Source organism: Burkholderia sp. BCC0044 (assembly GCF_902832955.1).
Classification (GTDB): domain Bacteria; phylum Pseudomonadota; class Gammaproteobacteria; order Burkholderiales; family Burkholderiaceae; genus Burkholderia.
Map to the genome: position 1 here is coordinate 854097 of NZ_CADFDO010000003.1, position 23512 is coordinate 877608.

The following is a 23512-nucleotide window of genomic DNA, read 5'->3' on the forward strand; positions in this document are numbered from 1 at the left end:
ACAAACGTTTGCGTGACACAGAGTCCTTGTACGATTTTCCTTATGTGCTAGTTTTTTCGTTGCCGAAGGATTCTCACACTTCGGACATCGGGGTAACAGAGCGAATGAACGCACATGTCGTCCGCTGGCGATCAAGCCAAAATCTCATGCCAGCGCTAACTGCACATTGCATCGCTGCGGCCATTGCCGTCGGCACACCTACTGCAGCCCCCGGACAAGTCACCACCGACGGCCTAGGCCCGCCTCCCTCGACACGCGAGGCTGGCACTGACGGCAACGGGAATGTGATCCAGTTGGGACAAAAGATCTTCTTTGATAAGCGATTGAGTGCTGACGGCACCATAAGTTGCGCAAGTTGTCATCAACCGGAACACGCGTTCACGGATGGGCTGCCACGATCGCATGGTGTAAAAGGTCTTACTGGCACTCGTAATGCCCCGAGCCTGCTCAACGCAGCATTGTTAGAAACCCAATTTTGGGATGGCCGAGAACCTTCACTGGAAACTCAAGCCCTCGAGCCCTTTGTTAGCCCTGTAGAGCACGGTCTCGACAATCTCGACTCACTGCTCGGATTACTCCGGGGTGATGCGGAATACGTCAAAAAATTCAGGGCAGCATTTGGTGTCTCCGGACCAGACATCACCACGCAGCATATTGCACGGGCGCTCGCGAGCTTCGAACGCAGCCTCGTCGTCAGCGATTCAGCGCTCGATCGGTATTATTTTGGCGGCGATAAAGCGGCGCTCTCTCCGGAGGCCATGCGAGGGTTCCTGCTATTTGTCGGGCGAGCACGTTGCTCAAGCTGCCACACAATCGATCCACTAGGTGCTAGCTTCTCCGACGAGCAATTCCATACTCTTCATGTCGGGATGTCCCGCATTGATGGCCGACTCGCGGAGCTGACTCAGCGGGTCATCCAATCGCGGAGCCATGGTGACTCTATTGCGGCTCTCGTGCTCAGCAACGACGATATCGCACAGCTCGGTCGATTTGTTGTAACGCTTGCCCCTGACGACATTGGCAAGTTTCGAACACCGAGTCTCAGAAACGTCGCGTTGACCGCACCGTACATGCATGACGGAAGTGTCGCGACGCTCGAAGAGGCGGTGGACCAGGAGATCTACTACCGTACGGCGCAAAGCGGCAACCCATTGATTCTGACGCCGAATGAAAAGCGCGATCTGATCTCGTTTCTGGAAAGCCTAACGAGCAGCACGGCACTATCAAAGTTGAAAAATTGACCTCCGGCTGGAAAGCACACACGATTCATGCAGGTAAAACGACAATAGGTGAGACGCCAGAGGCTCCGTGAGAGTCAATGTATTCGGTGCCACCGTTTTTGGGGAAAAGTTGAGATGAACGGCAAGAGCTCTCCGTGCGCGGCATTTTTGCCCTTCATCGCGATTGCTGTTCTGGTACAGGACTTACCCTCTGCTTTCGGTGACGTATACCTGACGCGCCTGGACGACGGAACACCCTGCTACAGCGATGCGCCCCGCAACAGGGCATCCCGGCGAATTTCCAATCCATCGATGGCCGCCCACTCCCCTTCAAAGCTCGCCCTCACGGCAAAGCCTCCGGATTCGAGGTCGCATTGGGATGTTGTGGTCAAGGACGTAGCCGAGCAACACGGAGTAGACCCTGCCCTCGTACGGGCTGTCATCGACGTCGAGTCACACTTCAACCCTCACGCGAAGTCAAGAGCTGGGGCAGCCGGGATGATGCAGTTGATGCCACTGACGGCCTCTCGGTACGGTGTGACTGACGCCTTCGATGCGTACCAGAACATCGATGCTGGCGTCCGGCATTTGAAGATGCTGCTCGACCAATATCATGGCAACGTCGTTCTAGCTTTATCTGCATACAACGCGGGGGAGCGGACAATCATTGCACGTCACCGTCTTATTCCACCGTACCGGGAAACGATGCTCTACGTTCCAAAAGTATTAGCGCGTTACGAAGTCTACCGGGCAACAAACGTAGAGCAGGAGGGGAGCCGATGAAATTCCTTCGAACCTCGGCCGGAAGCGAGGCTGCAGCCGAGCAAACTCGGTCATGCACGATCACTCGAACCAGGGGATTCACCCTGCTCGAGTTGCTAGTTGTCATCGTGATCATTGGCCTGCTCGCCTCGTATGTCGGGCCCAAGTATTTCGCCCAGGTGAACAGGTCAGAAACGACACTTGCAAAAGCGCAGCTCGCATCTTTCGAGAAAGCGCTTGACGCGTTTCGGTTGGATACCGGTCGCTATCCCACGACCGAGGAAGGACTGAATGCCCTCATGGTACAGCCGGCGACGCTTGCAAACTGGAATGGTCCGTATCTGAAGAGAGAGGTTCCTCCCGACCCTTGGGGCAGGCCTTACCAGTACAGAGCGCCAGGCCCAAAGGGTGAGTTTGAGGTCAAGACTCTCGGCAAGAGCGGCACGCCTGATGGAACCGGCGAGAGCGCTGAAATTACCATTCCTTGATTTCGTCAACGAGGGTCCCAGCGATGCGTTTCGATGCGCGAGTTCTAAGCGCCGACCACCGAATCGTTCAGGTAACGATTGAAGCTGGTGACGCGTCAGCGGCAAGGCGCGAACTTGAAGCTCAATCGCTACGCCCGATTGATATTCGGCCTGCAATCGTCGGTCGATCGATGAAGGGCCGATTTCGTTTCCCGGTCGTGTTGTTCACGCAAGAACTCCTGGCGCTGCTGCGTGCGGGCCTCGCCATTGTGGAGGCATTGGAAGCGCTCGAAGAAAAGGAGGCTGTACAAAGCACCAGGGCACTCATTGGACGGCTCTTGCAGGCGCTACGTGAAGGGAATCGATTCTCTTCCGCCCTTGCTGAACATACATCCGTGTTTCCGCCCATTTACATTGGCCTTGTCCGGTCGGCCGAGGGTACAAGCGACCTGCCGGTCGCTCTGGGGCGCTACGTCGAATATCAGCAACGCGTCGATACGGTACGTAGCAAAATTGTGAGCGCCTCGCTCTACCCAGTGATTCTCTGTACGGTAGGTGGCGCCGTGACGGTCTTTCTGATGGCTTATGTGGTGCCACGCTTTGCGGTCATCTATCAGGACACGGGCCGACCGCTTCCCATGCTCTCCCTTGCCATGATCAAAGTTGGGCTATTCATAGGGGAGCATCCACTCGCAATAGCGATTGCTGCAATTTGCAGCACCACCCTTGTATTTGTAGCGGCACGCTCGTGGGTTACACGTGGTGGACTGGGGCGGCTTATGTCGTCATTGCCATTCATTGGCGAGCATGTGCGTACCTATCAACTATCACGTCTCTATTTAACGTTGGGCGTGCTGCTCGAGGGAGGTATGCCGGTCATGGACGCACTGCGCAGTGCGCGAGCCGTGATTCCGCGCGCTTGGGATCAGGCGTTTGATGGCGCTAGCGGCCACGTCGAGGCAGGCTACGGGCTTGCCGCCGCGTTTGAACGCCACGGACTTACGACGGCAGTTTCACTTCGAATGCTGCGTGTGGGTGAGCACTCTGGCCAAATGGGGCAAATGCTTCGGCAGTCCGCGGAGTTTTACGAGGGTGACATTTCGCGCTTCGTCGATAGATTCACACGTACATTTGAGCCTCTACTGATGGCCACGATCGGAGTGATCGTCGGGGCGATCGTGATTCTTCTGTACATGCCGATCTTCGATCTGGCTTCGAGTCTGCAATGAACACCACCTCGCCAGTCTTGTCGTTGGACGCCGAGCTGATTGACAGGGCGCGTGATCTTGTCCGTCGGTCATCCGGGAGCATGATCGACGCGCTGCAGACGACGACGGGAACAAGTGGCCGGGAAATTGTCGCGTTGCTCGGAAGCCACCTCAATTGGCCCGTAGTGGAAACGGCCGATATGAGTGCAGTCACACCTGCATTCGATCTACTACCGCTCGTCAAGGCTCTGCAGCGAGGGGCGGTCCTGTTACGGACCGAGGTTGGTGATCTGTGGGGCGTAGTCCCGGATCCATTTGATGCGGATCTGCAGATCTGGCTTGATGCTCATGCCGGTGCGCCATTGCAGTTTCGGCTGGCTGTCGCGGAAGACATTCGGGCTTACCTCGCCAAACAGGAGGAACGCACCCGTGCGGTGGACGGCATCCTGGCTGTCGCGGGAAGCGACGCCGGCGACAAGCGGAATACGCCGGAGCTATCGTATGCAGCAGCGGCAGACGGCTCAAGCCCCGCAGTTAAGCTCGTCAACTCCACACTGTACGACGGACTGAAGGCCGGCGCGTCTGACGTGCATTTCGAGTGCCACCCGAGCGGCCTCGGCGTCAGGTACCGCATCGATGGTGTGCTCGTGGTAGCGGCAACTTTTAGCGGTGTGGATTTAGCAGAACAGGTCATCTCCCGCCTCAAGGTGCTCGCCGATCTGGATATCGGCGAGCGACGAGTTCCTCAGGATGGCAGTTTCCGCGTGAGTGCGCAGGGGCGCGATATCGATTTGCGCGTTTCTATCATGCCAAGTGTCCACGGTGAAGACGCCGTAGTCCGAATTCTCGACAAGCAGGCAATGATCGAAGCTCACGGCAGCTTGAGCCTACATGCGCTTGGATTTGACGAGTCAACGCTCCAGACGCTGCGTCAACTGGCTGATGCTCCCCATGGCATGTTGTTGGTTACGGGCCCCACTGGCTCGGGAAAGACGACGACCTTGTATGCCGTCATTGCGGAGACGCACTCCGGCCACGACAAAATCATCACCATTGAGGATCCGGTGGAATACCAACTGCCCGGCGTCCTGCAGATTCCCGTGAACGACAAAAAGGGGCTGTCTTTCGCCCGCGGTCTCCGCTCGATTTTGCGGCACGATCCCGACAAGATCATGGTCGGCGAGATTCGGGATCCCGAAACGGCCGAAATTGCGGTGCAGGCTGCCCTCACTGGCCACCTTGTCCTAACCACGGTACACGCGAACAACGTATTCGACGTCTTTGGTCGATTCACCCACATGCGAATCGACCCCTACGCCTTCGTATCGTCCCTGAATGGCATTTGTGCACAACGCCTGGTGCGCTTGACTTGCACTCGGTGTCGCGAATCCGACCGTCCTACCCCTGAGCAATTGCTCAGCGCGGGTCTGCTCGCAGAAGACGCAGATCGATTCACGTTCGTGAAGGGCGTAGGTTGCGGGGACTGTCGGGGCACTGGATATCGCGGACGAAAGGCAGTCGCTGAGATCCTGACTCTCAACGACGAGATTCGCGAGATGATCGTCGAAAAAGCGCCTATCCGGCAAATCAAGGAAGCAGCGTACAGGCTTGGGACTCGACCGTTACACCAGACGAGTTTGGATTGGGCCACACAGGGGCTTACCACACTCGAGGAGGTTCGACGTGTGGCAATGGTCACGTGAAACCGTCCAACTCGTGGTCGCCCAGGATCACGTTTCCTTTTTTCGACGCTCCGCAATGAACGCGGTCGGTCCGGTCGTGCCGTTGTCCGTGCCAATTTTGGCATCCGTTGAGGACGCGGTGGCGTCGTGCTTTGCCGATGAGCAAAAGACGAAGTTTGCCGTGGACATCGTGGTTAGCGATGCATATACCCGATTCTGGATCGTCGTACCCCCCAAGAACGTATCCACACGGAGGGATCTCAGACTGTGCATGTTGTTGCGATTCGAAGAGCTGTTTGGCGACTCGCCAGACAACTGGAGCCTGCAAGCTGATTGGCACGCGACCAGGCCTTTTATTGCCAGCGCAATTCCGTTGTCACTCGTCAACGCGATTCGCACGGGAATGTCGTCCCGTTGCCTCAGTGTCGAACGCTGTGTGCCCCATTTCGTAGCTGAATGGAACAAATACTATCGGTCCTTCCACCAGGGCGAAACGTGGTTCGCGGTGCTCAGCGACTCAACCTTTACCGCAGCACTGATTCAGAACCGGCAGATCGGATTCATCCGTAAGGTGCAGCACCAAATTGGTGAAGAGACTTCGTTGAACACGGTCGTGTCCACGCTTCGATGCCTGGCGTTACACCATCACGGTAGTTCACCCCAAACTGTCATATTGAGCGGCGACGTCCCTGAAGCCTGGCACGGAACCGATATCGCCGGGTTCCATTTCAAACGAGTACAAGGCGTCACAGTACAGGTCGGTTCCAATGAGTCTCGTGACGCGGATTCGCGAAGGGATTCGAAATGATGCGCCTAAACATTGATTACGCGGCATCAGTCGGACAGCCACAGCGGCGGCTCCGTTCGCCGGCCCTCGCGCTCGCGCTTATCGGTCTAGGGCTATGTCTTTGGGCTGGCGTTCGAATCGATGAAGCGCTTAGCACGACCGCGAAAGTCCGTGCTCGAGAAAACCATCTCGAGTCGGTCCTTGCGATGCGCGAAACCGCGAATCGCCCATCTCCGCCGCCTCCCGACGCTCAGGTGCGCGCGGTCAATCAAGGAATTGGGCGGCTAAATGTACCGTGGGGTGATTTCTTCGAAGCGCTACAGAGTGTAGCTACACCGCATGTAACGCTGTTGGCAATCGAGCCCGAAGCGACGACCTTCACCATGAAAGGCACGGGTGAGGCCGCAGGGCCGGAGGGAATGGTTCAGTACCTCGAGGATCTCAGGCGGAACGGGTTCTTTACGAGCGTAACCCTCACCCATCACGAGATCAACACATCCGATTCCAACTTGCCAATACGCTTCAGATTTGATGCGACCTGGCGGGGATCCGAGCGATGAAGCGCACCGTCCTCAACTTCACTCTGTGGCTCGCAACGTTTTCTATAGCGGAATGGATTGCGGCCGGAACATTTACGTTAGGTCTTCTGCTGAGCAGCGTCGTTGCACCACTGATGGATCGCGAACTGAATTCGCAGAATTGGCAGTTGCGTCAGCAAGAGCGGACCCTCCAACGGTCTAGCACGCGTCCGGTAGCGAGGTTTGACGAGGCGGAAAGCCGGCTCAAACACTTTTACTCCGTGCTGATCCCTGAGGATCAGCTCGAGCGATCGATTGGAAGGCTCTTCGAGATTGCCAGCCTCTCCGGTGTGAAGCTCGAGAAAGCCGACTACCGCCTGACCACTGACAAGGCTGGACAGTACGAGACCTATCAAGTCGACCTGCCCATTCGGGCAGCCTATGCAGCCATCCAGATGTTTTGCGAACAGGTACTGGCTGAGTTTCCATCAGCGTCACTGGACGCCATCAAATTCCATCGCGACAAGGTCAGCAACGGACAGATCGAAGCAACGCTTCGGCTGACATTCTTTACTGGCTTGCGTATGTCGCGGCCGGCACCGCCCCAACCATCGCCACCAGCGGGAGCTCAATTGGTCTCGGGGGCGACGAAATGAAAATGCGCCGCATTCTAATGGCCGGCGGCCTAGTCGCTTCAGCTCTCATCGCGGTGTTCGGAGATCGATCGAATCCGGGAGAGGCGGTAGGTGCGACGCGCCGAGCGCTCGTCCCGGCATCCGAACCCTCTCCAGGGTCGATTCAGGCGACGTCGGCGAGCGTATCAGACCGTGTCGATCCCGATGCTCGTTCAAGTGGCGTTTTGCTGCTGCGTGGCCGCGCCTCCCCGCTCATTCACAAACAAGACGCCGCACCTTTTGCTGTGACGTCCTGGACTCCACCGCCACCCGCATCGTCAGTCGAAGAGAAGCCTACCGCACCGCCGCTTCCATTTACCTATCTCGGCAAAGAGCTGGAAGGCGAACAGTGGCAGGTCTTTCTTGCCAAGGGCGACGAGATACTGATCGTCAAGGCCAATGACGTAATACGCGATACCTATCGAGTCGAGAATATCACTCCACCGATTGCGACCATTCGCTATCTACCTCTGAATGAGGCCCAACAGCTGAATATCCAATAGCGAGTCGCGTCGGCCATGTCAACCAAATCCATTCTGCTTGGAGCCATCCTAATAGCGATGCTGTCTGCGTGTGGCACTGAGCGAGCGCTGCGTGCGGCGCATGAGTCCTTCGATGCTGGAAAGGTGGACGAGAGCCTCGCGACGTTGCGAATAGCACTCAAGAATGACCCTACAAACGCGGTGCTGCGCGCCGAGTATCTAAAACTGCGCGATCAGGCCGTCGCGACCTCGCTGGAGGCGGCCAGAGACGCCGTACGCAAAGGCAATGTGCCTGCAGCGCGCGATAACTATCAGAACGTTTTGAAGCTTGATCCAGACAATGATCGGGCGAAGTACGGTTTAGTGCAACTGGATACTGACGCACTCCACACAAAGTGGTTAGATCAGGCCCGAGCGATGGTCGCTAAAAAGGACGTCGACGGAGCGATTCCGTTGCTGAAGAGAATTCTCGCGGAGGACCCCGCCAACACGCCTGCTCGGACGCTATTTAAGTCTCTTGATGATCCCGTTGAGCGACCACCTCTTAACGCGACAATGACAGAGGCACTGAAGCGGATGTTCACGATCAACTTCAAAGACGCGACCCTTTCACAGGTTTTCGAGGTGATGTCGCGCACGTCAAGCGTCAACTTTGTGTTCGACAAGGACGTACGCACTGACCAAAAAACCTCAGTCTTTCTGAATCACACGACAGTCAAGGCTGCGATCGATGTCGTGTTGATGACCAACCAGTTGGAACAACGCACCCTAGACGAGAACACGATCCTCATCTACCCCAACACACCGGCGAAACTGAAAGACTACAAACCATTGACGGTGCGAACTTTTTTCCTGGCGCATGCAGACCCGGAACAGGTCGCCAACACGCTAAAGACGATAGCCAAGACCCGCGATCTCATCGTTGACAAGAAGGAAAGCAGCGTCATCATGCGCGACTCACCGGAAAACGTATCAATCGCGGAAAAACTCGTTCAACTTCTGGACCTGCCAGACCCGGAGGTGATGCTGGAAGTGGAAATTCTGGAAGTTGATCGCAACCGCCTTTCAAGCCTCGGCATCAAGTATCCCGATCAGCTTACGTTGACGCCGTTACCGAGCGGCTCAAACAATACGCTGACACTGGCCGATCTGGGTCGCCTGACGACGGCGGCTGTGGGTGCGACCGTGCCACCACTTACGGTCAACGCGAGTCTCACAACGACGGATACAAACCTGCTCGCGAATCCTCGCATCCGCGTGCGTAGCCGCGAGACCGCCAAAATCCTGATTGGCGACAAGGTCCCGAACATCACGTCTACGTCGACCGCAACCGGCTTCGTGTCTTCGAACGTTCAGTATCTCGATGTCGGGTTGAAACTCGAGGTCACGCCAGTCATAGCCGCCGATGGTGAGGTTGAGATAAAGATCAACCTGGAAGTGAGCAACATCGCGAACCAGTTAACGACATCGCAAGGCACTATCGCTTATCAGATCGGGACGCGATCCGCTGCCACCGTACTTCGACTGAAGGATGGCGAGAACCAGGTTCTCGCCGGCCTCATCAACGACAACGATACGCATACGGCGAACAAAATTCCGGGGCTCGGCCAGATTCCACTATTGGGCAGACTCTTTTCCAGTCATCAGAACGACGGAAAAAAGACCGAAATCGTCCTGTCAATCACCCCTCACCTGATTCGTACCATTCCCAACCCCGACGCACGACTGCTGGCATTCGACTCCGGTACTGAATCCAACTCGCGTAGCGTTGCGAGAAGTGATGTCAACGTAGACACCACTTCACTACCCGGCACGGCGCCTGCAAGTTCTCCCACGATTTCGAAGCCAACACCGGAGGGACGATCCTCGTCAAGCATTGGTCCCACCGGCACCTCGCCAACGAGCATACCGAGTTCCCCAGCGTCCGCTTCCCCAGTCGGCTCTCCGGGGAATGCGGGACCTGAGCAGACAAATGACCCGGCACAGGCGATCTGGCTTGCGCCTGCGCAAGCCAAAGTAGGTCAGCCCTTCACCGTGCAACTAGTCATGAATTCAGGTCAACCTGTGACCGGAATTCCGTTGGCGATTGGCTACGATCCAAAGAAGCTGGAAGTAGGCAATATTGTCGAGGGAGATTTCCTGAAACAAGGGGGAATACCGACCAGTTTCCAGGTTCGTGCGGACCCTGCAGCAGGGCAAATCTACGTGACCGAAACATATACCGGTGATGGCCAATCCGGTGCCGCTGGCGCGACCGGACAGGGTGCAGTGTTCACCGCGACGTTCAAACCAATTGGCTCGGCCAACCCAACATCGCTTTCTGTCGTATCCATGGTGCCGGTGGGGCAGAACGGGACAACGGTTCCGCTTGTGCTGCCAGCACCGCAAGCAATAGTCGTCACGCCTTGAAAGGTGCAGCATGCGATGCGTTCAGACCGGGTTCACGCTTATCGAGCTGCTCATTACGCTGGCCATACTCGCGACGTTAGCGTGTATTGCGTTGCCGACAGTAGAGGTCTCTGTCCAACGAGTGAAGGAGCTGGAGTTGCACCGTGACCTGCGCGAAATACGTGCGGGGATCGACGCTTACAAGGACGCAGCCGACCACGGACGCATCGAAAAGACTGCCGACAGCACTGGATATCCGAGAAATCTCAATGTGCTCGTGGACGGTGTTGAGGATGTTCGTGATCCCAAGAAGGCGAAAATTTATTTCTTGAGACGTATCCCCCGAGATCCCTTTTTTCCTAATGACGCCATTGGTAACGCGGACACATGGGGAAAGCGCAGTTATACGAGTGATGGAGCAGACCCTCAGGAGGGGGATGATGTCTACGATATCTATTCGAAATCGCCGCGCGTCGGGCTTAACGGCATTCCGTATCGCCGGTGGTAGTGCTCCAGATCAATCGTCCTCGGAGTCGCGGTCGCACCGCCTCTCCGGGGCAAAGGGCTTCACGCTGATTGAACTGCTAGTCGTCATGGCGATCGTCGCCGTGCTGCTGACGCTAGCTATACCAAAGTACTTCCAGAGTGTTGAAACATCAAAGGAAGTGGTGTTGCGTGAGAACTTGCGCGTCATACGCGAGACCATCGACAAATACTATGGAGATACCGGACGTTACCCAGACAGTCTCACTCAACTCGTTGACAAAAAGTATCTACGTGTGATCCCTGTCGATCCCGTGGCCGGCCCCGCCGCCGAGTGGAAGATCTTGCCTCCAGACGATCTGGATCAGGGGAAGGTCTACGATGTGAAGAGCATGGCACAAGGTAGCGACAAAAATGGGACAAGGTATGGCGACTATTAGAGGTCGACGCGCGACATCAGCGAGAGGGTTCACATACATTGGACTCTTGATTTTTGTTGCCATTCTAGGGATCGTGTCAGCCGCTGCAGCAGCACTAGGTTCGATCGCTCAGCGCCGGATCGCCGAGGAAGAATTGCTGTTTGTGGGTGCACAATTCCGAGCAGCCCTCAAGAGCTACTATGAAGTGACGCCTCCCGGCGGTGATCCTTATCCCTCATCACTTCAGGTGCTGTTGCTGGACCCGCGCTTTCCAACTATCGTCCGCCATCTTCGGCAGATCTACGTGGATCCGCTTACCGGGCGAGACGATTGGTTGCTGGTGATGACGCCCGGTGGAAAAATCATGGGAGTCAGTAGTGCGTCCGATCGACACCCGATAAAGGTTGATCGATTTCCTCCGCCATTCGAGGCGTTTGCATGCAAGAGCAGATATTCGGAATGGCTCTTCTACTATCAAATATCCCCCATTGCCGTTGTGCGTCCCTCTGGTGCCTCGGTTCCGTAGTTGGCCCAGGATCGGAAGCCCCTACAAATTGTCTTCCTCGGATAAATAATTCCTTGGCGGTGATAGAAATGAAAATATCGAGTCTTGAGGGACTGCGCGGGGCCGCTGCATTGCTCGTCGTCATTTTCCACATGCAGTTCATGTGGCACGGCATGCGCTGGCTACAGGGCGGCTATCTCGCGGTCGATCTGTTCTTCGTCCTGTCCGGCTTCGTCATCTCGGCAACTTACAGCGAACGCATGACCGATGGCCTGGCGTGGCGCATCTTCATGATTCGTCGTTTCGGCCGCCTATATCCGGCGCAACTGGTAGCAAGCCTCGCGCTGTTCGCGCTGCTGAACGGCTCGGTGCTGCTATCCGGTGGCTGGCTCGCCGCGCAATCGAGCCTGCCGCCGCTCCCTGACGTGTTCGCGGTGTTCACGATGACGCAAGGACTACCGCTATATGGACGCCTTGTCGGGTTGCCTGTCACGTGGTCGACGAGTTGCGAGTTTTTCGTCTATATGTTATTCGGCGCGCTTTGCCTCGTGCTACGCGGCCATGCACGCGTCGCGGCGCTCATCGCACTCGCGGCCTTCGGCTATGGTGTCGCGGTCGCCGCCTCTGTCGTATCGTCCTCATGCATAAGCGCTGGCGGATGCTTCAATCTTCTGTTCGACTATGGGTGGGCTCGATGCCTCGCGGGATTTTTCCTCGGCGCACTGATTGCGCACTATCGGACGACGCGCGCCGTTCTCGAGCTAACGCGGCCCCTAACGCAATCGCTTGCTCTCGCCGTCGCCATAATGGTGATCGTGATCAGCGCGCGTGATTACAAAGGCGTGAGCCTTTCCGTTGTTTCGTTCGTCGCACCATTCGCATTCGCATTACTCGTTGCTACGCTGTCGTCCGACCATGGCCCGGTCGCACGCCTATTCTCGTTACGCATCTTTCAATGGCTCGGCGCAGTGTCGTACTCGGTCTATCTGGTGCACGACGTTTTTCGTCCGTTGCTCGACTATTTCGCGCTCCGCGCGACGTCTCCTGTGCTGGTCGGTGGTTCATACGTCCTGATCTCCTACGGAGCAGCGCAGATCCTGCATACGTACGTCGAGCAACCGTGGCGCGCACGTATTTATGGGTGGTCAGACAGTCTTCGGGAAAAGGGAAGGTGCGTCGCGATTGATTGACGACAATCCTCGATGCGGCACACTGTTGGATAGCCTGGTGCGAGGAATCACGGCCACGGAAAACGCTGCCGTGATGATGTCTATCGTTGGAATTCATTTCGAAGCTTGCTCAACACAGTCCCTTCCGATCCCTGAAGGACATCCGTCGAACGCATCAAATATTTCCCCGAGCTCGAATGTACAAGCTGTTGTTGTATAAATCTTCAAGCTGCCGTTCACGAACCCGTCCGCCGACGACTCGAGGAGCTTGCAGGTGCTCGTAATCTCGCCCGGTTTGCCTAAAGTCCGTTGCGTACATGCCTTCTGAAGGTCGCCAGTTCGGGCATCCGGAGCCCGACCGAAGGCCAAATTGGCTTTAAGCAACGGTCTGCGCCTCCGTCGAACTCTCCTCGTCGTTCTCCAACGCCGCCTCGTAAGCAATTTGCTGCCTGAACCACTTGTCGCGCAGTTCCGGATCGGACTCGATCTGACGCGCAATCGCAAGACTCTCGCGATACTGCGCCGCAGCAGCTGTCATCGTCCACGACACGTTCAGCCCCATGTCCTCGACGGTTGCCCGGAGATCCGCGAGGCCCACGCGGAAGAACTCCTTGCGCGGATTGACCTTGTTGACCTGCGCCTCGAAAAACTTGCGATGTAGCGTCCGCTCGAGATCTGGAGCATTCTCCGACCAAATCATCGCGTGGACATCGAATGAAAACGGCACGCTCGCATCACCAAGCTCCCGAACCCGGTCCAACGGCTCAAGACGGCGCGTCAGACCAACCTTGTAAACATGCTCGCCGAACGAGCCGATGTTGGAAATGATATAGACATGACCGGCTTTCGTTTGCTGCGCCATCGACAGCGCACGCTGGTTCTTCTCTTCCGCCTGTTGTAACTTTTCTTCGAGTTCGGCAAGCTGAGCCTCGAACTGCGCCTTCTGCTCTTCCGTGGCCCGAGCAATCTGACTTTGCGCCTTCTCCATCGCGCGGCGAATGAGGTCTTGCTCCTTCGCAGCGTCACGCATCGCACGCTCATACTCCCGACGAGCCTTCTCCTCCTCACGCATCTGCTCGCGGATCTGCCGCTGCTCCTCCTTCTCGCGCTCGCGAAGCTCGTACGTCCGCACCGCCCAGACCAGCTCCTCAACGCGCGCGTCAATGTACTCCTTCAAAATCCGTGCATTTCGGAATGCGGAGCCGTTGTGGTTCACCAGCGCTGCGGCGTCCTTGATTTCCTGTTGCAGCGTTCCGAAGTTGTCAACTTTAGCGCGCGAGAGAATGGAATCTACCTTCCCGTTAAAAGCATCAACCACAAACCTGATAGCAGTATCGCGGCGGATTTTCTCCACGTAATCGCACTCGGCAGCCCGTTTCTGTGTTGCCATCAACTTCGAGTAGTCGCGCGCAACTTTAAGTTGCTTTCCGGCCTCTGTATGCGAATAGGTCTCGGCAAGCTCGTCGAGCAAACTGTGGCTGGGAATCATGTACGAATCCCCGTAGCCGTCAATGACGTTCTTCATGGCGGCCATAGTCGCTGTAAGGCGGTCGGCATCTTCCAGCGCACGAAGAGCATCACCTCCAATTTCCTCCGCCCGCGTACGAGCGTCCTCGATAACCTTCGCTGCCTGCAAGCTCGCGCGCGAAATCATCTGCTCCGCCTCGCCGCGCTTCTGCTTGGCTTCAGAAGTCGCTTCTGCCACTAAGCGTGTCGCCTCTTCCACGGCAGCAGCAACCGACGCCGTGGACCGGCTCTCAGCGAAGCTCAGGATTTGAGCAGCTTCGGATCTGATGCGGTCAGCCTCGATCACCGTGTCACGTATATCGACAAACCTGGAGAGCGAGTCTCTGTCCGCCGTCGCTGCCGCCAGTTGCTCTCGCAAGTCGGCAATCGCGTGCGCGTTCGTGGCATCGTTTTCCTCCTTTGCTGTTCGCAACGCTTCGACGTGCACGCCGAGGTCGGCAAACTCCTTCTTGATTGCTGACAACGCCTGGGAGGCGGCGGAGTATCGCCACAGCAACACTGCAACGAGGATGACAAGGATTATTAGAGTTAAAGCCACGGTCTCTCTCAAGGTTCTGTGTGCGGTCGGCTCTGGCAGCATCCGCATGCACACCTAGTGTGTTTTTTTCAGCAGACGCTACTTTGCCACGTTCTCAGCGCAGAAACCTGCGAGGAAGCTCGAATGATCAAGCCGACTCTTCCACAAGCCCCTTCGATCTTTGGTGGGCCTCCCGCTTTTGGCCCCTTCGCGATGCACTTCTTTCGTTTGACGCAGTGGTAAATTGCTCTGCTGATAGAACTCTGGCGCCCTAATCTCGATCTCAACAAAAATTCGCAGAGCCGGCGCGATTTCTTCAGATGGGCGGCTTTTTATTCAAGGACAACACTTGGAAAGGCGGAGGGCTTTTCTGAGAACCAACAACGGAAGAACACCCGCCCCCAACAAGTCTCGCCCCGTACCGGCATCCGCCAAGCAAACTGTACCGGTACTGTACAGAAAACCGTCGCTAAACTGATCTCCATCCCAGCCTCGAACACAAATGGAGAATCCGCGATGGAATTCCTCACCCTCAGCGCGCTGCCGGCCGGCATGCTGTTCGCGCTCGTCACGTCGATCACGCCCGGCCCGAACAACACGATGCTGCTCGCGTCCGGCGTGAACTTCGGTTTCCGCCGCACGATGCCGCACCTGTTCGGCATCAGCATCGGCGTCGCGATCCTGATGCTCTGCGTCGGCTTCGGCCTCGGCGAAGCGTTCAAGCGCCTGCCGCTGCTGTATACGATTCTCGAAGCCGCGAGCGTTGCGTACCTGCTGTACCTCGCATGGCGCATCGGCACGTCGGGCGAAGTGAAGGCCCACGGCGCCAAGCCGCGGCCGATGACGTTCATCGAAGCCGCCGCGTTCCAGTGGGTCAATCCGAAAGCGTGGATGATGGTGCTGACCGCCGCAACGACGATCCGCCTGTCCGCCGACTACGGGTTGAACGCCGCGTGGATGTCCGTCGTGTTCATCCTGATCGGCTTCCCGTGCATCTGCCTGTGGGCCGCGTTCGGCCTCGGCCTGCGTCGCTTCCTGTCGAATCCCCGCGCGCTGCGCCTCTTCAACGTGACGATGGCCGTGCTGCTGATCCTGTCGCTGTATCCGCTCGTCGCCCATCTGCTGCCGCAGTGAGCGCTCACCCGCGCGCCCGTTGAGCTTCACGTGATGCAGGCGTACCCTTTCGGTACGGGCGCGTGCAACCGCTTCGGCGGTTGCACCGCTGCTCTGCATGGAGGTTGCTGATGAAGCCAATGCTGAGAGCGGGCGAGCACATCGAGGGCATGCACTGGATCGCCGAGTATCACCCGCTCACGCACGACATCCGCGTGCTGCGCGAGAACATCGAAGTCGGCACTTACTGCGCGCCGCCGACGCTGTTCGGTGACGAGGAGGAAATGGGCGCCGCGAACCACGACGATCATCGCCGCCGGGAAGCCGCGTTGCGCGCGTATCTGCGCAACTTCGTCAAGGAACACGACGCGGAGGAGTAGCGGTGCGGCCGCCCGAATGTCGACGGGCCGCAAAGGCGGCCCGGTCTGCTGTCCTGCGTCGGTCGATCTGCTTGCAATCGACCTGAATCCGTCATGCACTGGGCCGGCGCAACGCACCGGCCCGCCTGCCGTTCAATGCCCGAGCGACTCGATCTTGCCTGCCGGCTGGGCGACGCCATGCGGCCGCGCCATCTGCTTGATCAGCAGCGCGACACACGCGAGCACGCCGGCGACGGCGATCGTCGCGAACACACCCGCGAACGAGAAATGCCGGCGCGTCAGTTCGGCGACGAGGAACGACCCCGCGATCCCGCCGAAACGGCCGACGCCGAGCATCCACGCGACGCCCGTGCCGCGCCCTTCGGTCGGATAGAACGCGGCGGCCAGCGCCGGCATCGACGATTGCGCGGTGTTCATCAGCACGCCGGCCACGAACACGACCAGCACCAGCAGCCCGACGTTGCCGGCCGCCTGCCCGATCGCATACACGCTCACCGCCGTCAGCGCATAGCACACGGCGATCACGCGGTTCGCGTTGAAGCGGTCCATCAGCACGCCGCACAGCACGGCGCCCACGCCGCCGAGCGGGAACAGCGCGGAGATCAGCGTCGCGCTCTTCGGCGTCAGGCCCGCATCCTTCAGCAGGATCGGCATCCAGTTGATCGACGCGTAGAAGATCACGAGGCCCATGAAGTACGCGAGCCACAGCATCACCGAGCCGACGATGTACGAGCGCGACAGCACGACGCCGAGGCCCTTGCCGCCGGTCTGCGGCGCGGCTTCGGTCAACGCGAACGAGCCGGCGTTCAGCGCGTCGCGCGAGATCCGTGCGAGCGTGGCGCGGATCTTGTCGATGGACTGGCCGCTCGCGACCATGAAGCGCACCGATTCCGGCATCTTCAGCAGCAACAGCACGCCGAGCAGCAACGGCGTCACGCCGCCGAGCATCAGCACGCTGCGCCAGCCGAAATGCGGAATCATCCACGCGGCCAGGAAACCGCCGAACGCGGCGCCGAGCGGAAAGCCGCAGAACATCAGGTTGATCACGGTCGCGCGGCGCTTGTCCGGGCAGAATTCGCCCATCATCGTGACCGCGTTCGGCATCGCGGCGCCGAGCCCGACGCCGGTGACGAAGCGCAGGATCGTCAGGTGTCCGATCGTGTTCGAGAACGCGGACATCAGGCACGCCACGCCGAACAGGAATACCGAGCCGAGCAGCAGCGAGCGGCGGCCGAGCCGGTCGGACAGCGGGCCCGACACGAGCGCGCCGCATGCGAGGCCGAACAGCGCGGCGCTCAACACGGGCGCGAGATCGGGCTTGGTGAGGTTCCATTCGCCGAGCAGCGACGGCGCGATGAAGCCGATCGCGGCCGTATCGAAGCCGTCGAGCAGCACGATCACGAAACACATGAGGAACACGAGCCATTGAAAGCCGCCGAACGGCTGCTCGTTGATGAAGGTCTGGACATCGACCACGGGTGTGCGATTCATCGCCTGTCTCCTTGTCGGCCGGAGTGGGCGCTTCAGCGCTTACTCCGGTCCCATGCAACGCCTATATATGTATGAGCAATACGGCATGGCAGCCGCGCCCTTCCTTTGTTCGCGCACCAGCCATCCGGTGCGCCCCGCGCCGATGCTCTGCCGGCGCGTTCATCGATCCCGTCGTCGACGGCCCGCTTGCGAAAGCAGGCCGCGCGATCGGTTGCGGCCGCCCTCAGCCGGCTTCGTCCTGTTCCTTGAAGATCTTGTCCGCGAGATGGAACGCGGAATTCGCGGCCGGCACGCCGCAATAGATCGCGGTCTGCAGCAGCACTTCCTTGATCTCGTCGCGCGTCACGCCGTTGTTGCGCGCGGCGCGCAGGTGCAGCGCCAGTTCTTCTCCGCGGTTCAGCGCCACCATCATCGCGATGGTCAGCAGGCTGCGCGTATGGCGCGGCAGCCCGTCGCGGGTCCAGATCTCGCCCCATGCGTAGCGCGTGATCAGGTTCTGGAATTCCTCCGTCACCTCGGTGCGGTTCTCGAGCGAGCGATCGACGTGCGCGTCGCCAAGCACCGCGCGACGCACCTTCATCCCTGCTTCATAACGTTCCTGGTCGTCCATCGCGGTGCCTCATGCAGTCAGGAAATCGAGCAGCGCGCGGTTGAAACCGTCGGTGCACTCGATGTTCGAAATGTGCGCGGCGTCGAATTCGACGTGCAGCGCACCGGGAATCGCGGCGGCGAGCGCGCGGCCCTGGTCGGGCGGCGTCGACATGTCCTTCGCACCGGTCACGACGAGCACCGGCAACGCGATGCCCTTTACTTCCTCGCGCAGGTCGGCGGCGTTCAGCGCGTCGCAGTTCGCCGCATAGCCGTCCTTGTCGGTATGCACGAAGGTGTCGCGGATCGCATCGAACAGGCGCGGCTCGCGGTCGACGAATGCGTCGGTGAACCAGCGCGGCAGCACGGCGTCGGCAAGCGCGGCCATCCCTTCGGCGCGCGCCTTCTGCGCACGCGGCGCCCACACTTCCGGCGAGCCGATCTTGGCCGAGGTATTCGACAGCACCGCGCGCACGATGCGCGACGGGTAGCGCGCGGCGAGCGCGGCGCCGGTCAGCCCGCCCATCGAGATGCCGCAGAAATGCGCGCAGTCGATGCCGACGTGGTCGAGCAGGCCGATCACGTCGCCCGCCAGTTGCTCGATCGTGTACGAACCGGCCGGTGCATCGGAATGGCCGTGGCCGCGCGTGTCGTAGCGCAGGATGTTGAAGTGCTGCGTGAGCGGGCGGATCTGCGGCGCCCACATCTGCAGGTCGGCGCCGAGCGAATTCGAGAACACGAGCCACGGCGCGTCGTCGCGTGCGGCACGGTCGATCCGGTAATGCAGTTTCACGCCGTTGACAGTGGCGAAAGGCATCTCAAGGTTCTCCTGGTTATTTCGCGCCCGCGTGCAGCGCGAGCACGGCGTCGACATAGGCCTGCGCCTCGCCGACGTAATGTGCGGGATCGAGCAGCCGCGCGAGCGCATCGCGCGACAGGTGGGCCGACACGGTCGCATCGGCGGCGAGCACGTCGAACAGCGTCGCGCCGGTACGCACGGCCTCCTTCGACGCGTGCTCGACCACGTGATGCGCATCGAGCCGGCCGATGCGGTCGCCGAGCGCGAGCATCACCGCCTCGCCGAGGATCAGCCCGTGCGTCAGGTCGAGGTTCGCGGCGAGGCGCTCGGTGTTCACGTCGAGGCCCGCGACGATCTGCGCGATCTGCGCGAGCGCGCCGCCCGTCAGGCGCGCGAGATCGGGCAACGCATCCCATTCGGCCTGCCAGCCGCCGAGTGCGCGCTCGTGTTCCTGCACCATCCCCGCGAACACGGTCGCGACGAGGTTCGGCGCGCGCACGGCGGCCGTCAGCACGGCCGCGCAGCCGACCGGGTTGCGCTTGTGCGGCATCGTCGACGAGCCGCCCTTGCCGGCGGCGGCCGGTTCGCCGAGCTCGCCGACTTCGGTCTGCATCTGCAGCGACACGTCGCGCGCGATCTTGCCGAGCGTACCGGTCAGCATCCCGAAGCACGACGCGGCTTCCGCGATGCGGTCGCGCTGCGTATGCCAAGGCACGGCCGGCAATGCGAGCTTCAGGTCGGCCGCGAGCGCGGCGCTCACGCCGGCCGCCTGCTCGCGCAGGCTCGCAAGCGTGCCGGCCGCGCCGCCGAACTGCAGCACGAGCGCACGTTCGCGCAACTCGGCGAAACGCGCGCGATGGCGCAGCAGCGCATCGAGCCATTGGGCGAATTTGAGGCCGAGCGTGATCGGCAGCGCCTGCTGCAGCCACGTACGGCCGATCATCGGCGTCGCGCGATGCGTGCGCGCGAGCGTCGCAAGCGACGCGCAGGCTTCGTCGAGCAGCGGTTCGAGCACGTCGAGCGTGTCGCGCAACTGCAGCACGGTCGCAGTGTCGATGATGTCCTGGCTCGTCGCGCCCCAGTGCACGAACTTCGCGGCCTCGGGGTCGTCGGCCTTCACTTGCGCGGTAAGTTGCTTGACGAGCGGAATCGCGAGATTGCCGCCGAGCGCCGCACCGTGCGCGAGCGCATCGGCGTCGAGCCGGCCGGCATCGCATGCGCGTTCGATCGGTGCGACCGCGGCGGCGGGAATCACTTGCTGCACGGCGAGCGCGCGCGCGAGCGCGGCTTCGACGTCGAGCATCCGCTGGATCGTCGCGCGGGGCGACCAGATCCGGTTGAGCGGCTCGGTGCCGCAGATCAGGGAGGTCAGGCGGGCGCTGTCTTCGAGCATGGCATCGGAATGGGGAAACGGCGTGCGCCTATTGTCTACCCAAGCGTGCCGGCGTGCGCTCGAATGCGCGCACCGGCACGCTTGCCGTTCAGGCGGCGGCCTTCTGCGTCGCGTCGATCAGCGGCACGCCGGTCAGCTTCTGCAGCTCGTCGAACGACAGGTCGGTGAAGATCTCGCTCACCGCGAGGCCGTCGGCCGTCACGTCGAGCACGGCAAGATCCGTATAGATACGGCTCACGCATTGCACGCCGGTGACCGGATACGAGCACTGCGCGACGATCTTGCTCTCGCCCTGCTTCGTCAGGTGCTCCATCATCACGAACACCTGCTTCGCGCCGATCGCGAGGTCCATCGCGCCGCCGACGGCCGGAATCGCATCGGGCGCGCCCGTATGCCAGTTCGCGAGGTCGCCGTTGGCCGACACCTGGAACGCGCCGAGCACGCAGTAGTCGAGGTGGCCGCCGCGCATCATCGCGAACGAATCCGAGTGGTGGAAATACGCGCCGCCGGTGAGCAGCGTCACGTGCTGCTTGCCGGCGTTGATCAGTTCGTCGTCTTCCTCGCCGGGTGCGGGCGCCGGGCCCATGCCGAGCAGGCCGTTCTCGCTGTGCAGGAAGATTTCCTTGCTCGGGTCGAGGTGGTTCGCCACCAGCGTCGGCACGCCGATGCCGAGGTTCACGTACGCGCCTTCGGGGATGTCCTGGGCGACGCGCTTGGCCATTTCATCGCGGGTCAGTCGTTTCATGTCGGTTTCTCCAGGCGGGTCAGGCGGCTTGCGATGCAGCGTGTTCGGCGGCCAGCTCGGCCGCGTGCGCGGCCTGCGGCACCTCGACGATGCGCTGCACGAAAATGCCCGGCGTCACGATGTGTTCCGGGTTCAGCCCGCCGAGCGGCACGACTTCCGACACCTGGACGATCGCGACCTTCGCGGCGCTGGCCATGATCGGCCCGAAATTGCGCGCGGTCTTGCGATACACGAGGTTGCCCCAGCGATCGCCCTTGTACGCCTTCACCAGCGCGAAATCGGCGTGGATCGGCGTCTCGAACACGTACGGCTTGCCGTCGATCACGCGCGTTTCCTTGCCTTCCGCGAGCTTGGTGCCGTAACCCGTCGGCGTGAAGAAGCCGCCGATACCGGCGCCCGCCGCGCGGATGCGCTCGGCGAGGTTGCCCTGCGGCACGAGCTCCAGCTCGATTTCGCCCGCGCGGTACAGCGCGTCGAACACCTGTGAGTCGCTCTGGCGCGGGAACGAGCAGATGATCTTGCGCACCTGCTTCGCCTTCAGCAGCGCCGCGAGACCCGTCTCGCCGTTGCCCGCGTTGTTGTTGACGATCGTCAGGTCGCGCGCGCCCTGTTCGATCAGCGCGTCGATCAGCTCGGACGGCATGCCGGCCGTGCCGAAGCCGCCGATCATGATTGTCGCGCCATCGTGGACGTCGGCAACCGCCGACTGAAGCGATTCGAAAATCTTGTTGACCATGTCTCTTCCTGATGCGAACCCGCGGCTCGTGCGCGGCCTGTCGAGGGGACACGCGCGTGCCGCGTGCCGCGCCGGAGGCCTTCGTCGACCCTCGGCTTTTGTTCGCTATTCGAACCCAGATTCGATTAGCGAACGATGGGCCGATCATAGAGTCGCGCACAGCGCGTTGTCAAGGCGGGTTCCCTCGGGGGCCGTCGCGTCGTCGAACGGCAAACCGACGTAGTTTTCGGCGAGCGATTGCGCGGCCGCCCGCGAACGCGTCACGTATTTCAGCTCGGCAAACTTCAGGCGATTGACGAACGGCGAGTCGTCCGGCGACGCATGCAGCATGTTCGTCATGAAGTACGAGAAGTGCTCGGCGCGCCACACGCGTTCGAGGCAGGTCGCCGAATAGCGCTCGAGCGGCGTCGCGGCGCCCGTCCGGTAGCGCGCGCCGAGCGCGCGGGACAGCGCGCGAACGTCGGCCACCGCAAGGTTCATCCCCTTCGCGCCGGTCGGCGGCACGATGTGCGCGGCGTCGCCGGCAAGGAACAGGCGCCCGTGCTGCATCGTCTCCGACACGAAGCTGCGCATCGGCGTCACGCTCTTCTGCGTGATCCGGCCCTCGGTCGGTGTCCAGCCGGTGTCGTTCGAGAAGCGCGTGTGCAGTTCGTCCCAGATCCGCGCGTCGGACCATTCGGCGAGGTCTTCATCCGGCTTGCATTGCAGGTACAGCCGCGTGACCGTCGGCGAGCGCATCGAGAACAGCGCGAAACCGTTGTCATGATGCGCGTACACGAGTTCGTCGAGCGATGGCGCCGCGTCAGCGAGGATGCCGAGCCACGCGAACGGGTAGACGCGCTCGAACGTGTTCAGCCGCTCGGCCGGAATCGTCTGCCGCGCGATGCCGTGGAAGCCGTCGCAGCCGGCGATGTAATCGCAGTCGATGCGGTCCGCGCGGCCGTCCGCGTGCTTGAACGTGACGAACGGGTGCTCGCTTTCGACGTCGTGCAGCGCGACGTCGCTCACTTCGAAGTGCATCTGATGGCCGTGCTCGATGCCGGCCGCGATCAGGTCGCGCACGACTTCGTGCTGGCTATAGACGGTGATCGCGCGCCCGCCGGTCAGTTCGGACAGGTCGATGCGGTGACGCTGGCCGTCGAACAGCAGTTCGATGCCGTGATGCTCGAGCCCTTCGCGGCGCATCCGGTCGCCGAGCCCGGCTTCGTTCAGCGTGTCGACCGTGCCCTGCTCCAGCACGCCGGCGCGGATACGGTTCTCGCAGTATTCGCGCGAACGCGCTTCGACGAGGATGGAATCGACGCCTTGCAAGCGCAGCAGGTGGGAAAGCAGAAGGCCGGACGGACCGGCGCCGATGATCGCGACTTGGGTGCGCATTGTTCGTCTCCAGAACTTTGGTTCGAGTAATGGAACACATTTGAGCGCTTTCCCGACTATGCGGCAACGCGATTCAGGAGAT

23 protein-coding genes are annotated in these 23512 nt (G+C 60.4%); 15 read left to right on the forward strand and 8 right to left on the reverse strand.

Translation table 11 applies throughout. The features are described from left to right. Positions 1-104 precede the first annotated feature (104 nt). The 13 genes from HWX14_RS20785 to HWX14_RS20845 all read left to right on the forward strand — a co-directional run bounded on the left by HWX14_RS20785 (position 105) and on the right by HWX14_RS20845 (position 12785). The gene (locus HWX14_RS20785) at positions 105-1241 is read left to right on the forward strand and encodes a cytochrome c peroxidase (RefSeq protein ID WP_175884275.1); all 1137 of its coding nucleotides are present in this window, start codon (positions 105-107) and stop codon (positions 1239-1241) included. Positions 1242-1355: 114 nt separating this feature from the next. After that, a complete protein-coding gene (locus HWX14_RS20790) occupies positions 1356-2003 on the forward strand; it encodes a lytic transglycosylase domain-containing protein (protein ID WP_208456187.1) in 648 nt (215 codons plus the stop codon). Next, positions 2000-2470: a type II secretion system major pseudopilin GspG gene (gene gspG, locus HWX14_RS20795; protein WP_175884276.1), complete on the forward strand. Its 471-nt coding sequence runs from the start codon at positions 2000-2002 to the stop codon at positions 2468-2470. The genes HWX14_RS20790 and gspG overlap by 4 nt, the downstream gene beginning before the upstream one ends. Positions 2471-2493: 23 nt before the next feature. Next, a complete protein-coding gene (locus tag HWX14_RS20800; protein WP_175884277.1) occupies positions 2494-3678 on the forward strand; it encodes a type II secretion system F family protein in 1185 nt (394 codons plus the stop codon). Next, positions 3675-5360 (forward strand): GspE/PulE family protein, encoded by a 1686-nt coding sequence (locus HWX14_RS20805; RefSeq protein ID WP_175884278.1) that lies wholly within the window; start codon positions 3675-3677, stop codon positions 5358-5360. Before HWX14_RS20800 ends, HWX14_RS20805 begins: the two co-directional genes overlap by 4 nt. Next, on the forward strand, positions 5341-6147 hold the full coding sequence (locus HWX14_RS20810; protein ID WP_175884279.1) for a hypothetical protein: 807 nt from the start codon (positions 5341-5343) through the stop codon (positions 6145-6147). Before HWX14_RS20805 ends, HWX14_RS20810 begins: the two co-directional genes overlap by 20 nt. Positions 6148-6682: 535 nt before the next feature. Further along, positions 6683-7300, forward strand: coding sequence for a hypothetical protein (locus tag HWX14_RS20815; RefSeq protein WP_175884280.1), 618 nt, complete (start codon positions 6683-6685; stop codon positions 7298-7300). A gap of 2 nt (positions 7301-7302) precedes the next feature. Then, the gene (locus HWX14_RS20820; protein ID WP_175884281.1) at positions 7303-7821 is read left to right on the forward strand and encodes a hypothetical protein; all 519 of its coding nucleotides are present in this window, start codon (positions 7303-7305) and stop codon (positions 7819-7821) included. A gap of 15 nt (positions 7822-7836) precedes the next feature. Next, positions 7837-10209 (forward strand): secretin N-terminal domain-containing protein, encoded by a 2373-nt coding sequence (locus tag HWX14_RS20825; protein ID WP_244130289.1) that lies wholly within the window; start codon positions 7837-7839, stop codon positions 10207-10209. Positions 10210-10219: 10 nt separating this feature from the next. After that, on the forward strand, positions 10220-10696 hold the full coding sequence (locus HWX14_RS20830) for a type II secretion system protein (protein WP_175884282.1): 477 nt from the start codon (positions 10220-10222) through the stop codon (positions 10694-10696). Next, on the forward strand, positions 10629-11111 hold the full coding sequence (locus HWX14_RS20835) for a type II secretion system protein (protein WP_175884283.1): 483 nt from the start codon (positions 10629-10631) through the stop codon (positions 11109-11111). The genes HWX14_RS20830 and HWX14_RS20835 overlap by 68 nt, the downstream gene beginning before the upstream one ends. A 46-nt stretch (positions 11112-11157) precedes the next feature. Continuing rightward, complete coding sequence (locus tag HWX14_RS20840; protein ID WP_244130290.1) at positions 11158-11616, forward strand: type II secretion system protein; 459 nt, start codon at positions 11158-11160, stop codon at positions 11614-11616. A 68-nt stretch (positions 11617-11684) separates the two neighbouring features. Further along, on the forward strand, positions 11685-12785 hold the full coding sequence (locus HWX14_RS20845; protein ID WP_175884284.1) for an acyltransferase: 1101 nt from the start codon (positions 11685-11687) through the stop codon (positions 12783-12785). Positions 12786-13140: 355 nt separating this feature from the next. On the opposite strand, the gene HWX14_RS20850 is transcribed toward HWX14_RS20845, so the two are convergent. Beyond that, positions 13141-14871 (reverse strand): DUF4041 domain-containing protein, encoded by a 1731-nt coding sequence (locus HWX14_RS20850; protein WP_244130291.1) that lies wholly within the window; start codon positions 14869-14871, stop codon positions 13141-13143. 453 nt (positions 14872-15324) lie between these two features. On the opposite strand from HWX14_RS20850, the gene HWX14_RS20855 reads away from it, so the two are divergent. Together HWX14_RS20855 and HWX14_RS20860 are read left to right on the forward strand one after the other, a co-directional pair. After that, complete coding sequence (locus tag HWX14_RS20855; protein ID WP_175884285.1) at positions 15325-15942, forward strand: LysE family translocator; 618 nt, start codon at positions 15325-15327, stop codon at positions 15940-15942. A 110-nt stretch (positions 15943-16052) separates the two neighbouring features. Next, positions 16053-16301: a hypothetical protein gene (locus HWX14_RS20860; RefSeq protein WP_059581274.1), complete on the forward strand. Its 249-nt coding sequence runs from the start codon at positions 16053-16055 to the stop codon at positions 16299-16301. Positions 16302-16433: 132 nt separating this feature from the next. Here HWX14_RS20860 and HWX14_RS20865 read toward each other — a convergent pair whose 3' ends face one another. From HWX14_RS20865 to pobA, 7 genes are all read right to left on the reverse strand, one after another. After that, a complete protein-coding gene (locus HWX14_RS20865; protein WP_175884286.1) occupies positions 16434-17792 on the reverse strand; it encodes an MFS transporter in 1359 nt (452 codons plus the stop codon). A gap of 223 nt (positions 17793-18015) precedes the next feature. Continuing rightward, positions 18016-18402, reverse strand: a complete 387-nt coding sequence (gene pcaC / locus HWX14_RS20870; protein ID WP_175884287.1) for a 4-carboxymuconolactone decarboxylase — start codon at positions 18400-18402, stop codon at positions 18016-18018. A gap of 9 nt (positions 18403-18411) precedes the next feature. Continuing rightward, complete coding sequence (gene pcaD / locus HWX14_RS20875) at positions 18412-19197, reverse strand: 3-oxoadipate enol-lactonase (protein WP_050017181.1); 786 nt, start codon at positions 19195-19197, stop codon at positions 18412-18414. A 16-nt stretch (positions 19198-19213) separates the two neighbouring features. Continuing rightward, a complete protein-coding gene (locus HWX14_RS20880; RefSeq protein WP_175884288.1) occupies positions 19214-20572 on the reverse strand; it encodes a 3-carboxy-cis,cis-muconate cycloisomerase in 1359 nt (452 codons plus the stop codon). An 88-nt stretch (positions 20573-20660) separates the two neighbouring features. After that, on the reverse strand, positions 20661-21317 hold the full coding sequence (locus HWX14_RS20885; protein ID WP_006482308.1) for a CoA transferase subunit B: 657 nt from the start codon (positions 21315-21317) through the stop codon (positions 20661-20663). Positions 21318-21336: 19 nt separating this feature from the next. Beyond that, complete coding sequence (locus HWX14_RS20890) at positions 21337-22053, reverse strand: 3-oxoacid CoA-transferase subunit A (RefSeq protein ID WP_006480132.1); 717 nt, start codon at positions 22051-22053, stop codon at positions 21337-21339. 144 nt (positions 22054-22197) lie between these two features. Then, entirely contained in the window at positions 22198-23430 is a 1233-nt protein-coding gene (gene pobA / locus HWX14_RS20895; protein WP_175884289.1) for a 4-hydroxybenzoate 3-monooxygenase, read from the reverse strand. Positions 23431-23512: the final 82 nt, after the last annotated feature.

Excerpts from the sequence above, each read along its gene's own strand:
- HWX14_RS20880 (WP_175884288.1), bottom strand. The coding sequence starts at position 20,572 with ATGCTCGAAGACAGCGCCCGCCTGACCTCCCTGATCTGCGGCACCGAG.
- HWX14_RS20885 (WP_006482308.1), bottom strand. The coding sequence starts at position 21,317 with ATGAAACGACTGACCCGCGATGAAATGGCCAAGCGCGTCGCCCAGGAC.
- HWX14_RS20805 (WP_175884278.1), top strand. The coding sequence starts at position 3,675 with ATGAACACCACCTCGCCAGTCTTGTCGTTGGACGCCGAGCTGATTGAC.
- HWX14_RS20785 (WP_175884275.1), top strand. The coding sequence starts at position 105 with ATGAACGCACATGTCGTCCGCTGGCGATCAAGCCAAAATCTCATGCCA.
- gspG (WP_175884276.1), top strand. The coding sequence starts at position 2,000 with ATGAAATTCCTTCGAACCTCGGCCGGAAGCGAGGCTGCAGCCGAGCAA.
- HWX14_RS20850 (WP_244130291.1), bottom strand. The coding sequence starts at position 14,871 with ATGCTGCCAGAGCCGACCGCACACAGAACCTTGAGAGAGACCGTGGCT.
- HWX14_RS20855 (WP_175884285.1), top strand. The coding sequence starts at position 15,325 with ATGGAATTCCTCACCCTCAGCGCGCTGCCGGCCGGCATGCTGTTCGCG.
- HWX14_RS20860 (WP_059581274.1), top strand. The coding sequence starts at position 16,053 with ATGAAGCCAATGCTGAGAGCGGGCGAGCACATCGAGGGCATGCACTGG.
- HWX14_RS20800 (WP_175884277.1), top strand. The coding sequence starts at position 2,494 with ATGCGTTTCGATGCGCGAGTTCTAAGCGCCGACCACCGAATCGTTCAG.
- pobA (WP_175884289.1), bottom strand. The coding sequence starts at position 23,430 with ATGCGCACCCAAGTCGCGATCATCGGCGCCGGTCCGTCCGGCCTTCTG.
- HWX14_RS20815 (WP_175884280.1), top strand. The coding sequence starts at position 6,683 with ATGAAGCGCACCGTCCTCAACTTCACTCTGTGGCTCGCAACGTTTTCT.
- HWX14_RS20835 (WP_175884283.1), top strand. The coding sequence starts at position 10,629 with ATGTCTACGATATCTATTCGAAATCGCCGCGCGTCGGGCTTAACGGCA.
- HWX14_RS20790 (WP_208456187.1), top strand. The coding sequence starts at position 1,356 with ATGAACGGCAAGAGCTCTCCGTGCGCGGCATTTTTGCCCTTCATCGCG.
- HWX14_RS20865 (WP_175884286.1), bottom strand. The coding sequence starts at position 17,792 with ATGAATCGCACACCCGTGGTCGATGTCCAGACCTTCATCAACGAGCAG.
- HWX14_RS20845 (WP_175884284.1), top strand. The coding sequence starts at position 11,685 with ATGAAAATATCGAGTCTTGAGGGACTGCGCGGGGCCGCTGCATTGCTC.
- HWX14_RS20825 (WP_244130289.1), top strand. The coding sequence starts at position 7,837 with ATGTCAACCAAATCCATTCTGCTTGGAGCCATCCTAATAGCGATGCTG.
- HWX14_RS20890 (WP_006480132.1), bottom strand. The coding sequence starts at position 22,053 with ATGGTCAACAAGATTTTCGAATCGCTTCAGTCGGCGGTTGCCGACGTC.
- pcaD (WP_050017181.1), bottom strand. The coding sequence starts at position 19,197 with ATGCCTTTCGCCACTGTCAACGGCGTGAAACTGCATTACCGGATCGAC.
- HWX14_RS20830 (WP_175884282.1), top strand. The coding sequence starts at position 10,220 with ATGCGATGCGTTCAGACCGGGTTCACGCTTATCGAGCTGCTCATTACG.
- HWX14_RS20820 (WP_175884281.1), top strand. The coding sequence starts at position 7,303 with ATGCGCCGCATTCTAATGGCCGGCGGCCTAGTCGCTTCAGCTCTCATC.
- pcaC (WP_175884287.1), bottom strand. The coding sequence starts at position 18,402 with ATGGACGACCAGGAACGTTATGAAGCAGGGATGAAGGTGCGTCGCGCG.